The following is a 15,212-nucleotide window of genomic DNA, read 5'->3' on the forward strand; positions in this document are numbered from 1 at the left end:
TATGGTTTAGCGGATACTCATTTGAACTCGGGAACGCTGACGTCATGAGCATACAACCTCTCGGTGAGTTTCAATTCTTCCATCGGTGTGCGTGCTTTTGCCCCTCTTTGGGGATTGTTGACTTCATCGGTGTGTTTTCAGCGTTTAATCTGAACTTACAATTACCTACGGTCAAATGAGTAAGCCATAGGGGAGTTCGGTTAAGAGTTGGGTAAGTCAAGATTTGGTATGGTCAAGAAGTGGGTTTTAACTCAAGTCAAAATTGAGTCAAGTCAAAATTGAGTCAAGTCAAAATTGAGTTGAGTCAAAATTGAGTTGAGTCAAAACTGAGTCAAGTCAAAACTGAGTCAAGTCAAAACTGAGTTAAGTCAAAACTGAGTTAAGTCTTAACCTGACTCAAAACTTAGCTCAGAAAGTCAAAAGCTAATTCCTAATCTGAAGCAGATGCGTGGCATCAATTCTTGATATTGGCAAGGTGTGTCTTTGTACCACAAATTGCCATTTGTACCACAAAGACCCTTGCCCCGAAGGGGAGATGAATTACTCCAAAGTCGTGATTAGGATGCAATGAAAATGACGAAACGAAAGAAGCCTGATGGCAGATGTGCCACCTGCCCACAATGGGACAGATGGCACATCAGGATACCTAATTGCGAAGACCAACAGACACTTATCAGGCTCTATCAAAAATCGGGAGCAAAGACGAAGAGCGAATTTGTCCGAGCAAGACTTTTGGGTGAAGCCTTTAAGGTCATCACGGAAGACCCTTCAAAGAAGCCTTACTTGGATAAACTCTCCGAAATCGTCGCCATGATGAATAAGATAGGCGTGCTGTACAACGAAGCCGTGAAAGCCCTCAATATTTATCATTCTGTTGCCACTGCTCAACGAATGCTGGATAAACTCGAAGCTTATTCCCAAGCTCTAATCAAACTGCAACAGCAAGCTGTGCAATTGACAGAATTGTTTGAGAGAAGACAAGAATGAATGCTGATAAATCATAATTTAGAGGTGATGGCAAAGCAACTCTACGACTACTGGTTTGTGCAGTTCGACTTCCCCGATGAGAATGGGAGGCTGTACAAGTCTAGCGGAGGTAGGATGGTGTGGAATGCTACCCTAAAGCAGGATATTCCTGAGGGCTGGCACTGTGGAAGCCTACTTGAAATTGCACATTCCTCTAGTTGAAAAGGCAGGACTTCCAGAAGAAACGATGATATTAGCCGACAAGGGCTATACCTCCCAAAAGAATCGTGTAGCTTTGAAAAAACTCAAACTAGAAGATGACATCATGCACAAGGCTGCACGAGGTAAGCCCTTTACAGAGAGTCAAAAGTCCTTGAATAGCTTAATCAGTGCCACTAGATGGGTTATTGAACGCACCTTTGGCAGTATCATTCGCTGGTTTCATGGCGGACGATGTCGTTACCGAGGTCTTCGCAAGACCCATTATCAAAATCTTATCGAATCGTTGGCGTACAATCTCAAACGTGCGCCCCAGCTGATTATGAAACAAAGCTAAAGGAAGCCCCCTCTAGGAGGTTACGAGACCTTCTAGAGGGGATGAAATGAAGCTTAAGGGCAGTCTAACTACACCAACAAGGTGTCATTCTTATGCTTAAAAACTCAATCTGATCGCACTAAGCCAGCTCAAGGACTTTTTCAACAGTCTCCCATTAAATTACTTCAACACATCTCTAAGATACTTCAGCCCGAAATAATTTATGTTTGAACGGCTTGTTTTGTAGTCTAGCGAACTTGCGCACTCAATGAAAAAACCCTTTCTTGTAAGACTCTGTTTTATGTACACAACTTCTACAGATATCAAAAAAGGTTTGTGGTTTTCAGCTCCCTTAGCAAATGAAAGCCTTAAAAGAGACCCAAACCAGTGGTTAGGATTCATATTCAGATAACAATAGTTCCCTAATGATGTTGCTAGTATACTGTTGTCAGCGAGTGTATAAACTGGATGTGGAGAATGTGAGTGATTTCCAACTATTGAGTCAAAGATTGTTGGGATGAGTTTTTTGGCTATCGAAATTTGTTGTTTGCTTGGATGCAGATGCATTTCATATCCCCAATGGGGCATAAAAATATTATAGTTACAGTCAAATAGAGAGTGTTGCTTCCATCTGTTGATTTCATTTAGGGATGATGGAATGCCAGACAATAATGATTGATTACTCAAGAACGTAGATGGGAAAAAAGCCACTGCGTCTTCTATAATCATAGGCTCCTCATTGTCGCCAAAAACAAGAAACCCATTCTCTCTGAATAATGAGTTTTGTCTTTGGAAATCAAGATGCCCAAAGTCCGAAGAGTGATTGTTTGCTACATTTAGAATTATCTTTCTGTCACCATGACTTTTGAGAAACTCCATAAGATTCTTTTGAGAGTGAGACAAAGCTAGAAAACGTTTCTTCTCAGTGACAATACCCTCAATATTGAAGACAATATAATTACTTCGGTCAATAAAGTCTGCCAAATCTTTTGACAACTTTGGAGGGTAATCTCCAAATGGCATTAAATCTCCCGTGAAAATGATCGAGAGCTCATCTTTCATGGAGGGTAAACAACAAAGCCCCTTTCCTATTTCTCGCAGATCATTCCAAAGTAAGTTTGTGGAATTCTGTTTCGGTGCATGAAAGCGATACTTGGCAAAGTCTAACTTCTCTCGAAAGCTATATGGAGACCTCCACCAACTCAAACTACCTCTTGACATAAGCTATTTCAATGGTTTATTTGCTTACAAACTCACCCATGTATAAATACTTATTAGATAGGTTAAAGAAGTGTGAGTTTCTGTAATATGGCATAAATCCGTAATCTTTAGTGTTCGTGCCGTTATCTGTAACTAAAATCCATGAGTTTGTATGAGATCCGAATAACCCATATGTATCTTTTGTCCCAAAGCCAATAATATAGTGAAGTTCCGCTTTCTTTGTAAAAACTACCAAATACACAGGGTTTCCCCTTTGTATAGCTTTTCTTGGTGCACCTTTAATTTCTCCTTTATGTCGTAAGATTCTTTTCGTAGGAAAAGCTACTTCGACTGCGTTGTCAAAATCATTCGGAAGGGTACCAGTAATCAAGTTCTTTTCTGTTCGACAAAGATCAGCAAGCTTTGAAAGGAGTACGTTTTCTTTATCATAAAAGCTAACATTATTAACCTCGTCAACATTCAGGTGAAATACTTCGTTACTAGGCTCTCCATGCAATGGAATATAACACTCATCATAATGATCATAAAACCCTCGATAAACCCATGCCATCGCACAAGGACCACACCAGCCAGAGCCTGCAAACCTAGTCCTCTTAAGATTCTCTTTATTAAAGGCGGGTATAGTATACTCTCTAGTATTACTTCTGAGTAATTGTGATGTGTATAAATCGTGTATTTGCTGATCACTCATTGAGACAACTGGACTCACTTTTTCATCAAGTCCTTTCCAAAATGATTTGATATCGGATGTGCTCATAACAAAGTTCAAGTCAAATGTACTATCAAGTGCTATTTTGCTTTTTACTTGATTGTCTCTTGATTCTGATTCGGCATTAGATTTTGTATATGGATAATTGGCTGAGAATTGCTGAGCAAATTGACCTGTATAATTCCTAACAAAGGGTAAAACACATGCAGAGATATCTGCCACTTCTTTTGTCGCAAATGTTGTGATAGTTGCTATCGCATTATTTCCTGCAAATACGATAAACTCATACAATTTCGGCTGATCTTCTTCGTCGAAAACTACAATCGGTCTGCTGGATAGCTGAAGATTATCACAATCTCTATTTCTTGATAGATCTGAAAAAACATCCTGAAATTGAAAAAGATCCAACAGAGCCTGTTTGCGAGCTAATCTCGGATCAATGACTTCAGAATTATGCTCAAATGATTTTAGGTCTTCATCTGAGGCAAAAGGAAAACGTCCTTCACAAGCATCTATTTCGTCTGCCACAACAAATTTTTCATCTAATTGATTTTCTCTACAAGACGAGAAGCCAATAGCTATGGTTACTATTAGAGCAATCCAAAAGCAGGGAGAACTATTCTTATTCATTTCTTTCTGTTTTTATTGATTGGTGATATTTTGAATAATGATTTATGTATGTAATTATTATCTCTGGAGTTAGATAGGTGCGCTTTTTAAACTCTTTATACTCCACGCTTGCAACATTATTATCATACATCGCATATTTAGCCCAATCGTATAGTTGCCAGCCCAAACCTCGATTAATCGTTATGAGATCTACACTTTTTTCAAAATATGGTTTTCCATATTGCTTATTAGCATATAGCAAAAGTCTATCAATCAGTCCAAAGAGATTCAGGCTTTCATAATCAACGATATGAGCTAGTTCGTGTCCAACAATCCCGATTGATGCATTCCAAGGAATAGAATCGAATGGGATTCCATCAAAATTCTTATTCTTATTAATCAAAACCTTGTAAGTTCTTGGGAATAAAAATCGTGATGGACGACAAGCCATTGTTGTTTTTTCATTTGAGTACTCAAATATGATATGAGTTGACTTAAGTTCAGGATAATAAGAGAGGGCGGTGATGAGTATCTCAATATATTCATCAAGCAATTCTTTGTTTTCTCCATAAATCATCACCAAGCTATCAACCTGTTTTTGAGAAGGTCTAGGTAAATCACGTTTGCCAATCGGACTATAGATTTGATCATATGCAGGAAGAATTGCGACTTTTCTCGTAACACATGATGAGAAAAAAAAGGGGAAGACAAAAGCGACAAGTGCGAGGAGTACTAATCCCCGCACTTGTTTTGTAAACAAGGAGTCGAAAAACATGTCACAAACAGCAATATGTGTTATGGCTGAACAAACTCGCCCATATGAGTATACTTATTGCTGTAATTAAAGAAGTTTGAGCTTCTGTAGTATGGCATGTAATTATGCTTACCTATTTGGGTCCCATTATCAGTCACCAAAATCCATGAATCAGAGTGAATACCGAACCACCCATACTTATCTTTAGTGCCAAACCCTATAATGTAATGAAGTTGCACATCGCCAGTGACAACAACCATATAAACAGGGTTCCCTCTCTGAATAGCTCTTCTAGGAGCTCCTTTAATACTACCTTTGTGCCTGTCAATATAAAATCCAGGAAAGAGTTCTTTGACGGTTTTATCAAAGTCGTCTGGTAAAGTTGCTCCTTTGATTATTCCCTCTAATGTTCTTGATTTAGCCTCAATGTCTTTAATCAACGGACATTCATCAGAAATATAGCTTGTGTTTCCATTATCATTCCGATACATTGAATACTTAGCATGGTCATAACTACTAAATGCGTCTCCATGAAGAGGAATTTTATCTCCTTTGTAATGGGTGAAAAACCCTCGATAGACCCATGCCATTGCGGCAGGACCACACCACCCCGTAAATCTAGTTCGTTTTAGATTGTCTTTGTCGAACCTTGGAATGGTGTAGTACTTCAGTGATCTCAGTGAGGTTTGAGAGCTTTGTAGAAGAGCTTCATCCGGCATGTCAAACAGATTGGATTCATTTTCTATTTTTCTCCAAAAATCATTCACCTCGTTTTTTGTTAAAATCTCAGGTGTATCCCCCAACAAATCAGAATCAGAAACAGAGCGAAGCTGAAGTTGAGTCGGAATCTCTGGATAAACCGAGGAATACATTTGTGAGTTTTCAAGTGAGTACTCTCTAACATAGGGTAAAACACAAGCAGAAAAGGTGTTAACTTCCTTTCTTGCAAATGTTGTAATAGTAGCAAAACCCACGCCCTTTGAGTCGAAAACGATGAACTCATAAAACTTCGGTTCTCCTGTTTTTTCATAAATGACGACTGGCTCAGACGAAAGTGAATATGGTGCTGTTGCTCCCAATTCACTAAATTCATTAAAGAATGAAGCCATATCAAGCACAGCCGCCTTACGAGCAATCTCGTAATTGACAATGTTTTCAGAAGCTTGCAACGCTCTTAATTCAGAAACAGATGCAAACGGGATAGTCCCATCATTAGGTCGGGTTTCCTGTTCGGATGGAGTCCTCAACTCCTGCTTTGCACATCCTACAATCAAAATTGAGAGCAAAAGTGCAAGTAGTAAAGATGCTTTCTTCATATATTCTCTATGCAATTAGTGAGTAAATGTAACCTGCTTGCAAAGGTACTCACCTTTCATCATAATGGCAATACCTACAAATAGGTACTTTCTATCGTACGTTCCACCCGCTAATGCAATTTCTCAAGAATGATGTTCGCACATGCCAGTGCCAAGTGCAACACGGCTACTAATATAGAAAAAACTTCGTAGGGAGTTAGCTCATCCCATTTAAATCTTTTGACCCACCTCTGGAACTACCTCCAAGGGCGGGTGCTTTTGTACGCTTCGTTTTGCGCTTACTACTGGAAATCGCACTTGACGTTCATAGTTTTACCCTTTCTATGCAGTGAAATTTGAATCTACGAACTCGAAATCTAGCATACCATCTTGAGTAGATTTTATATCTTTGCAGATATAGAATAGAGAGTTCTTTGAAGCACTGCAGAATGAAGAGAGGCAAAGAAACTCGCTCGTTTCCAACTCGTAACCCTTTTACCCTACACCATTTCCTACTCTACTGATTATCTGAAAGATACAAACTTCTTGAATCTTTTGCGGGCATAGTCCGTTGCGATTAGCATCTTGGCTTTCTCCTCCTTTTCCGATAGCTCATCTCGTCCTAAAAGGGTTGCATCCCCTGTCTTGGCAAACTCCATCAACTTGCCGATAAACTCTTCTTGCTCGGGTGTGGGCGGTATGTTATGCAATATCTCGTTCTTCTCTGGGCGGTCAATGCCGATATCCTTAGCGGTACGGTAGTCACAAATCTCCGAATAGAACGAGGCAAGCTCCGGCACCTTGATGAAAGTGCGGAAACGTTCCTTCTGGATAATCTCATTGGTGATGGAAAACTCATAATCAGTCGATTTCTTGGCAAAAACGGCTGCCCATGCGTCAAAGCTGTTGATGCCCTGCTTTTCGAGTGCTTGCGGACGGAGATATTTAAAGAGCAGATATAACTCCGTCAAAGAATTACTGATGGTTGTTCCCGAAAGGAAAGTGGCTCCTAAGTCCTTGCCTGACCTCTCCTGTATGGTACGAATAGCAAAGAGCATGTTTAAGGCACGCTGTGAGCCATCAGGATTACCCAAGCCCGATACACGGTCGTGGCGTGTGTTGAACATCAGGTTCTTGAATTGGTGCGATTCATCTACAAAGAGGTGGTCGATACCCATCATCTTGAAATCCACGGCATCGTCCTTACGCTCGGCGATGCTGTCCTGTATGTTCTGTAACTTGGCCTCAAGCGTCTGCTTACGTTTTTCCAGTCCTTTGAGCATACCACGGGAAATCTCCGCTCCTTGCATACGCAGGACTTCAAGGTTTTCCTCCACAGAGTCCTTCTCCTTCTGCAGGATAGCCTCTTGTATCTCCAAGGCTTGCGGTATCATGCCGAACTGCTCGTGCGTGAGGATGATACAATCCCAGTCGTTGTTCTTGATGTCGTTGAAAATGCGTTGCCTGTTCTGCTTGTTGAAATCATTCTTGCCCGGATAGAGAATCCTTGCATTGGGATAAGCCTTGCGGAAGGTATCGGCAATATCGAATACATTTGCCTTCAGTCCGATAATCATCGGCTTGTTAGCAAGTCCTAACCGTTTCATCTCGTAGGCTGCCGTACACATGATGAGTGTCTTGCCCGCTCCCACCTCGTGGTCGCAGATCCCCCCGCCGTTAGTCTTGAGCATCCATACGGCATCCTTCTGGCTCTTGTAAAGGTCGGCAATGCCCAATCGTCTGAGGTCAAGGTCGGGAAACGTCTGGTGCGTACCGTCAAAGTTGGGTCGCACAAAACAGTTGAAAAGGCGGTTGTACCTGCCGGAGAGTTGCTGTTTGAAGGTATCAGGTGTACGTCCGAGCCAATCGACAAAGCCCTGTCTGATTTCTTCAATCTTGGCATTTGCCACCTGTATGGCATGTCCGTCCCTTACTTTGATGGTCTTAGTCTCTCCCGTAACCTTGTCCGTCACTTCCTTGCTCTTGTTGATGTCGGGAATGGTATTGTGCAGGGCGTGCTTCAAGAGATTGATGCCGTCATAGCGGCGGAACTCTCCCTGTACGGCATACTTGTGCCAGATATTGGCATTCTTTTGGTCGCAGACAATGCTGTACTCGTCCATGTTGGAATGGTAGGATACGCCAATATCTGTCTCGAAGAACTCTGAGGCAAACCTGCCATAGACTTTAGCAGGTATCCAGCGTTCACCGAGATTGAAGTCAAGGTCGGCAAAGGGAATGGGTGTCGGCGTGGCTGCACGCAGGGCAGCAAGACTCTGCTTTGCCTCTTCGTGGTCGGGATGTTCCAAGAGCCATGACTCAATACGCTCCGCCTTTTCTATTACATTGCCCGAAATGAACTTGTCCGCCACCTCGTATGCGTTTTCTTCGGGATTGAAATAGATGCGACCTTCTAAGGAAGAAATGATGTCACTTTCCTCCATATCAGGTAAAAGCGAACTCATGTAGTCAAGTTCCACTGTACCATACTTGTTGAGCGATGCACCAAGAGCCTCCATCGGGTCTGTGGCAACGGTCAGCTCTGTGGTAGAAAAAGCTGTTGGATGGTCAAAGATGTCCGCCTTGACGTACCTGCCGTTCTCGGAGCGTTCCAAGAAGAGCATTTCCACACCTGTAGCATCCATCTTGATGATGTCGGTGTTCGCTTTCTGGTTAAAGTAGCCCCAGCGTGCAACATAGTCATCATATAGGTGGTTGAGTCTGCTGCGATCCTCCTTGTCTTCTGCATGGTTCTCCGCCTCGTAGTCATAGAGACGATGATAGCACTCCCGTATCTCGATATAGCTTTTTAGTCGGGAAAGCTGGGCATACGGCAAGTCCATCGGATTAAAGGTTGGATGTCGCTTCAGATTGGAGAGATACCCCACTTGTCCATTTTGTAGCACGATCGACCCGTCTCGTAGATGCGAGTCGGGCAAAGAGAGGAATGGACGAGGTGAAGCATCAAACGACTTCTTAACCTCTGTAACTGGCTGTACTTCTCTCTCCACTTCTGCAAAGTCAAATAGAGATGGTTGCTCGATTGAGGAGAGCTTGGTACTTCTTCTTGTTCTTGGACGCCTTACCGAGCTTTGCTTGGGCTTAGAGGCTGTCTGTTGCTTATTGACCTCTTTGATTTCCCTATTAACACGAGCAACCTCCTGCGTCCAGAGTTCATACTCTTCGGGAGCAAACAAATAACCCTCTTGTTCCAGACCGACATCTGTAGTATCCATCACGGGATGATGGTCGTCATCAAAGTAGACCATCTGTCCGCCCATCTCTCGTGGGGCTTCTAAATCTGTACGTATATCCGCTTCGTACTGATGCTGTAGCGTTAGAGCTGGCACACCTTCGGGTGCTGGTGCTAACATTGAAGAGACTTGCTCCTGCTGGGAGGGTTCTGTTAATTCATTCTTTTCGATGGGGTTGATGGAAGTTCCCTCTGAAAAGGACTCCTCCTCGACCTCTTCCACTGGGGTTTCTGTTTGTACCACCCCTTTGCTATACCGTCCTTGGACAAGCTCTTCTAGCTCGGCTATCTCATGCAGTGCAGTAGGAGAAAAGTGAAGGTCACGCTCAATCCCCAAGCCATGTATCTTGACCTCTTTCATTTCGTCCAAGGAGATATAACCGAGCTCCCAACCGTAACCCATTGTAACTGCTCCGAACCCAAGACGTTCTTCTGGGTTATACTCTAAGAGGTAGGCTGTATAGGCTCCCAGCGGGAAGAAATATCGGACATAAGCTGTACGATCGCCAATGAGTTGCTTCTCTGTCTCATATAGCTTGGGGAGTTGACTCTTAATGCTATCAGGCATTAGATCATAAGCGTTGTCTTCCTCCTTATCCACTTCATTCGCTGCTGTATGATTGGGACTTTCTATGAGAGGTTCAGTCGTTATGCCTAGGCTGTGGAGCTTCTGTTCTGCTTGTCGCTCTTCTTCGCTCATCGCTATACCCGTCTCATAGAGCTTGCGATCAAAACGTGCTGTCACATCTTGTGTGAGCTGTATTCGGAGACTCTCAGCCATATCCTCCATAGTTCCCTCAAAGCGATACTTCCAAGTTGGCTTGCCGTAAGGGTCTCTACCCACCTCACGACTGGTGGCTATGGTACGAGGTGCCACATCATCCCACGAGCCCTCGAAAAGTGAGTTGTGGTTGAATGCCATAGTAAAACCATCCCCCTTGGGCACGGCGACTGTCTGAACAAATTGCTTCTCCAGCTCCTCGCCGATCTCCTTGCCCGACTGCTTCTGCAGGACAATCAAGTCGCTTCCTACTTCAGTTCCTGCTTGCTCGCTAAACATACCTGATGGCAGACGGATAGCAGAGATGAGTCGGCTGTTTTGCATCAGATAGCGTCTGATTGGCTCATTTAGTGCAGCATCGAGTACGCCTTGTGAAGTGATAAATGCAATGAGACCACCCTCTCTAGTGCAGTCCAAGCCCTTTACGAAGAAGTAATTATGAATGGCTCGTGTTGACTCCTTTTTGAAGAGATCATTCCCCCTACTATATTCACGGTCATAGACCATAAAGTCTCCAAAGGGGATGTTGCTGGTTACGAGGTCATACTTCTCCGCCTCTTCTAGGGGTGCTATCGCTTCAAAGGGTTTATTTCGCACGAAGATGTTGCCCTCGCCATAAGGGTGCAGCGCTTGACTGATGCGAGCCGTGAGCAGATCTTTCTCCAAGGCATCAACAATGCCCACCTGCTTGGCAAATGTTTCGGCAAAAGCACCCATCCCCGAGGAGGGGTCGAGGCTCCGTTTGAGCGTCACACCACTTGTTGCGAGAGCATCTGAAATAGCAGAGACGATACGTCTATCTGTATAAAATGAGGTGAGCACACTCGCCTTGATGCTCTCCCAATACCGCTTAGCGGTGTGAGCATCAACCGCTTCCCGATAGATCATCTGCTTGAGCTGCTGTGTCGGAGCAAAGAGTTCTTGCTCCGACTTACTCCAATAGCGGATGTCCGCTGGTGTGTCTGTGCGGTTCAATACGCACTTCAGACCTCCGAAACCTTGGTAGCCACGCAAGATGCGTTTCTCTGCTTCGGTAGCCATACGATGCTCTTTTTCTAGTCGTAGCACCACACGGATTGCTTCTGCTTTCGCTGCCAAAACTGCTTTCTTGTTGTATGCCATAGAGGTACTCTGTTTGTTGATGATAAGTTGTTAGCCATAGTGGGAAGAGGTCAATTCCACGAAATGGATTAAGATACCTTCCACAAGAATGGAAGTACGATTACTTGATGTCTTTGCTCTTCACGTGAATTGGTGAAGTCTAGTCTGAGTGGAAATGTTGTTTTCCCCCGTCACTCCACAGTTTCATCCGTATGGGAAAAGTTTCCCATAGGCTTGGCACTGGAGTTTCTTCCCTATGAAACTGCAGTTTCTCCCATATAAAACTACAGTTTCTCCCCTATGGAACTACAAAGGCTCCCCAATCGACTTCCTATTAACTACGATAAACAAGTGGAGAGTGTCGTGAGAGATAGTTGTGGCACTGAGCTAGGTCGCTGGTGCGGGCTATCACTTCTTTTTCTTTTGCTCGAATTCAAATTTGGTAGAATTATCCTCTTGTAGAACCAATCGGGCATTGAACTTCTTACCTGCCTTGCTCGTCAAACCTTTCAAGATGGGAGTACGTCCCTTGGTTATGAGGTCTCGGATATTCTCTTCGGAGAGATACGTACCACATACTTCACGGAATATGTGGAAATCACAATCATCATTCTTGCATCTCGCCACCTTGGCATAGATCCCCACACTCTCACGACCACACTTAGGGCAGTGATATGTGGGATACCTTTGTTGCCTAGATGCAGGTGCGAGCGAGAGCAACTCCTCGCAGATGGTGGAGACGTAGGAGTTGATGCCTTGTGCAAACTTACAAGCATCCATACTTCCTGCCTCGATTGCTGCTAGCGCCACCTCCCATGCTCCGGTCATCTCCGCATTGGCAATGCGTTTGTCCTTAACGATTTCATAGACGGCTAATCCTTTCTCCGTTGGGACTATGCTCTTCTTCTCCCTACGGATATAGTCACGCAGGATGAGTGTCTCAATGATGTTGGCTCGTGTAGCAGGTGTGCCTATGCCACACTCTGCCAAAGCCTTTTTACTTGCAACATCCTCTACCTCCTTGCCTGCATGCTCCATAGCAGAGAGCAGGGTCGCTTCTGTATAGCGTGGCTTAGGCTTGCTCTTTTGCTCAATTACGTCTGCTTGTTGCAAGGGTAAAGTTTGCCCCTCGGTCAAGTTGGGCAATGAGGACACAAGTGTCTCTTCATCCTCGCTCTCTTTATGCTCTTGAGAAGTGGTACTCTGTACAGATTTCCAACCCCAAGAGACTTGACGGCACGCTTTCCAGACATAGCTGTTGGTCTCGTCCTTGAATAGTACCTGCATACGCTCCTCTTCTGAGTGCGCCGAGAAGGCTTCTGCGAAGCGGGTAACAATCATTTGATAAAGCGTGGTCTCATCTACCGACAATACCGATGCGGTTTCTCCCGTGGGGATAATGGCATGGTGGTCGGTAACTTTGCTATCATCTACGGAGTGGCGATTCAGTTCTTGAGATAATGGTTTGCCAATCTTGCGAAGGAGGTCGGGAACTTCCTCAAAAACATCTTCACTGATATATCGGCTACCCGTACGGGGGTAGGTAGTGAACTTCTTCTCATAAAGCGACTGTGCGAGGGTGAGGGTCTTATCTGCAGAAAAGCCGTGACGTACATTAGCCTCCTTTTGCAGAGCGGTCAGGTCATACAAGAGGGGTGGAGCTGTATGCGTCACCTTTCTTGTGACCTCTGTGACCGTAAGCGAGCCGATACTGCGTAATGAAGTGAGAGCAGTTTGGGCAGTAGCTTCATTATCAAAGTTCTGTAGGCTCACGGCTTTGATGGATAAGCCCTCGTCCTCTATCATCGCAGTGAGTTTCCAATAAGGAACAGAGGTAAAGTCTCTATGCTCCATATAGCGATGACACACCATGGCCAAAGTTGGGGTCTGCACTCGTCCTAGTGAGTAGCCTCCTCGGTAAGCAATGGAGAGTGCTCGGCTGGCATTGATTCCCATCAACCAGTCAGCTTCTGCTCGTGCTTGAGCTGCGTAATAGAGATGGTCATAATGACTCCCGGGCTTGATATTCGCTAGACCCTCTCGGATAGCTTTGTCAGTAAGGGAGGATATCCATAGGCGATCAAATGGCTTGTGACTATTTAAGTGTCGGTAAATCCAGCGAAAGATGAGTTCGCCCTCTCTTCCGGCATCTGTTGCCACAATAATACGATCTGCCTGATTAAAGCAGGAACTTATTGCCTTGAGCTGCTTGAGTGCTACAGGGTCTTCGTGGTACTCTTTGTCCTTACGCACTTGTCGGACAATGAGCTGGAAGGGATTGGGGCAAATGGGCAACTCTTCTGCTTTGTAATTAGAATAGCCATAAGCTTCGGGCATGGCAAGTGTAATGAGGTGTCCCATAGCCCACGTGACGAGGTAACCGTTTCCTGCTAAATAACCGTCTTGCTTTGTTGTCGCTCCAACGATTCGGGCTATATCTCTTGCTACTGAGGGCTTCTCAGCAATAATACATGTTGTCATAGTCTTGGAATGGATTATGGGTTACATCTTACGTCCTCGGGACTTCTTCTGCTTGTTCTCGTCCTGCTTCTGCTTTTGTTCAGCAGTGGGCGCTGTTTGCCCCTTTTTCAGTGGCTCTTTCACCTGTTTGGTAGCTTCGTTGGTCTTGCCGTGATTATTCACGGCTACCTGCGTCTTGTGTTCTTCCGCTACGGCTTCGACCTTTCCCGTTCCTTGCTTCTTGTCAGGGTTCCATTTGTAGAAGCGTGGGCGGTTTTGCTCTTTGTCCATACGAACATAGGCATTGAAGGGTTGCCCCTCTTTATCGATCATGTTTTTGAGATAAAGTGTGCGACCGTTGTCTAAGGCTTCTCGTTGCTTCTCTGACAGCTCTAGACCACAAAGCTTGCGAGGTGCCTTGCCTTGTTGACGATCTTGTCGCTGTTCCTGACGCTCTTTGAGACTCTTGTTCTCTCCGAAGATGAACTCAATACCTTTCTTCTCTGCATTGACCTGAAGCGTAGCATCGAAGGATTTGCCACTCTTAGCGGTCATTCCTTCTACTTTCACCGCTTTGCCCTCCACTAGATCTTTGTATTGTTGATCAGAGAGCGTGACGCCTTTGATCTCTTGAGGAATGCTTACACGGTCGGCACGCAAGGCGATAATCTCATTGGTCTGTGGGTCGATGGAGACGTAGGCTGCAAAAGGTTCACCGCTCTTGGGTGTTACTTCGATGGTTTTGCCGAGATTACCTGTCGCGAGTAGTTGCTCCTTCTCTTCGGGGGAGAACTTGTAGCCCATATAGGGATAATCGAGCTGTGGTTCTTTACGCATAGCGTGTATGGCTAACCCGATATTACCCTCATTATCTGTGCGGAAGGCAAGGCGAGCCTCTGTGTAGATAGTTGTATCTCCAATGGGGATGGCTATGGTCACGAGATTGCTCTTCTGCCAGTTGAACATCTTCTCTAGCTCACCACTCTGCTCTAACCGCTCACGGGAGAGTCCGAGACTGTCGAGCATCTTCCAGTCTACCTTGTCTGCATCAATGGCTGTGCTCTTCTTCTGCTGTGGCAGATAGTCTTCAAAGGGTACACCGACCTCTGCCAACTGCTGTCTGCTTTCAGGAGTCTCACGGCTTTGGAGCAGAGTACGCAGGTTATCTACGCCTTGCTCCACATTGCTCGCCAACACCTTGTATAGCCCAAAGTGGGAGGGGTTGTTGAACTGCTTGAGAAAGTTGGTCATGAAGTTCTTCAGTAGTCCATCTTTGCTGTTGAACTTTAGAAATGCCGCTTGATTAGCTTCAAGTGGCTCAGTCGTTTTGAGCTTGCCATTGTCATCGATCCCCGAAACGATGGTGAGTTTCCCCGCTTCTTGCTGGTTCTTTACCTCGGTGCGATCCTCTAAGACCAGCACGTAGTTGTCATTGCTATTTGCTTCCATAAATCACTCTGTTTGATTTGAATAATACCTTTCAGACAGCAAATATATAGGCTAAAATGACCTCTCCTAAGTCCCAGGG

Annotated in this window: 9 protein-coding genes and 1 pseudogene; 3 read left to right on the forward strand and 7 right to left on the reverse strand. The window is 44.6% G+C overall.

Going from position 1 to position 15,212, the window contains the following annotated elements:
* The first annotated feature begins 567 nt into the window (after window positions 1–567).
* The 3 genes and pseudogenes from L215_RS0103115 (at window position 568) to L215_RS0103120 (ending at window position 1,522) form a co-directional block, all read left to right on the forward strand.
* On the forward strand, window positions 568–987 hold the full coding sequence (locus L215_RS0103115) for a plasmid mobilization protein (protein ID WP_025883365.1): 420 nt from the start codon (window positions 568–570) through the stop codon (window positions 985–987).
* A 6-nt stretch (window positions 988–993) separates the two neighbouring features.
* Window positions 994–1,176, forward strand: a pseudogene (locus tag L215_RS10310) (restriction endonuclease subunit S); the annotation flags it as partial.
* 37 nt (window positions 1,177–1,213) lie between these two features.
* A complete protein-coding gene (locus L215_RS0103120) occupies window positions 1,214–1,522 on the forward strand; it encodes a transposase (RefSeq protein ID WP_081780316.1) in 309 nt (102 codons plus the stop codon).
* A gap of 159 nt (window positions 1,523–1,681) precedes the next feature.
* Here the strand turns inward: L215_RS0103120 and L215_RS0103125 are convergent, their stop codons facing one another.
* The 7 genes from L215_RS0103125 to L215_RS0103155 form a co-directional block, all read right to left on the reverse strand.
* The gene (locus L215_RS0103125; RefSeq protein WP_025883364.1) at window positions 1,682–2,563 is read right to left on the reverse strand and encodes a CapA family protein; all 882 of its coding nucleotides are present in this window, start codon (window positions 2,561–2,563) and stop codon (window positions 1,682–1,684) included.
* A 175-nt stretch (window positions 2,564–2,738) separates the two neighbouring features.
* Complete coding sequence (locus tag L215_RS0103130) at window positions 2,739–4,061, reverse strand: hypothetical protein (protein WP_025883363.1); 1,323 nt, start codon at window positions 4,059–4,061, stop codon at window positions 2,739–2,741.
* Window positions 4,054–4,800, reverse strand: coding sequence for a hypothetical protein (locus L215_RS09580; RefSeq protein ID WP_154657841.1), 747 nt, complete (start codon window positions 4,798–4,800; stop codon window positions 4,054–4,056). Before L215_RS09580 ends, L215_RS0103130 begins: the two co-directional genes overlap by 8 nt.
* A 35-nt stretch (window positions 4,801–4,835) precedes the next feature.
* A complete protein-coding gene (locus L215_RS0103140) occupies window positions 4,836–6,110 on the reverse strand; it encodes a hypothetical protein (RefSeq protein WP_027451330.1) in 1,275 nt (424 codons plus the stop codon).
* A 503-nt stretch (window positions 6,111–6,613) separates the two neighbouring features.
* The gene (locus L215_RS0103145) at window positions 6,614–11,245 is read right to left on the reverse strand and encodes a DUF2958 domain-containing protein (protein ID WP_027451331.1); all 4,632 of its coding nucleotides are present in this window, start codon (window positions 11,243–11,245) and stop codon (window positions 6,614–6,616) included.
* A gap of 387 nt (window positions 11,246–11,632) precedes the next feature.
* Window positions 11,633–13,705: a type IA DNA topoisomerase gene (gene topB, locus L215_RS0103150; RefSeq protein WP_025883360.1), complete on the reverse strand. Its 2,073-nt coding sequence runs from the start codon at window positions 13,703–13,705 to the stop codon at window positions 11,633–11,635.
* A 21-nt stretch (window positions 13,706–13,726) separates the two neighbouring features.
* Entirely contained in the window at window positions 13,727–15,133 is a 1,407-nt protein-coding gene (locus tag L215_RS0103155; RefSeq protein ID WP_025883359.1) for a DUF3945 domain-containing protein, read from the reverse strand.
* Window positions 15,134–15,212 lie beyond the last annotated feature (79 nt).

Origin of the sequence: Porphyromonas uenonis DSM 23387 = JCM 13868, from assembly GCF_000482365.1 — a bacterium.
Taxonomy (GTDB): Bacteria; Bacteroidota; Bacteroidia; order Bacteroidales; family Porphyromonadaceae; genus Porphyromonas; species Porphyromonas uenonis.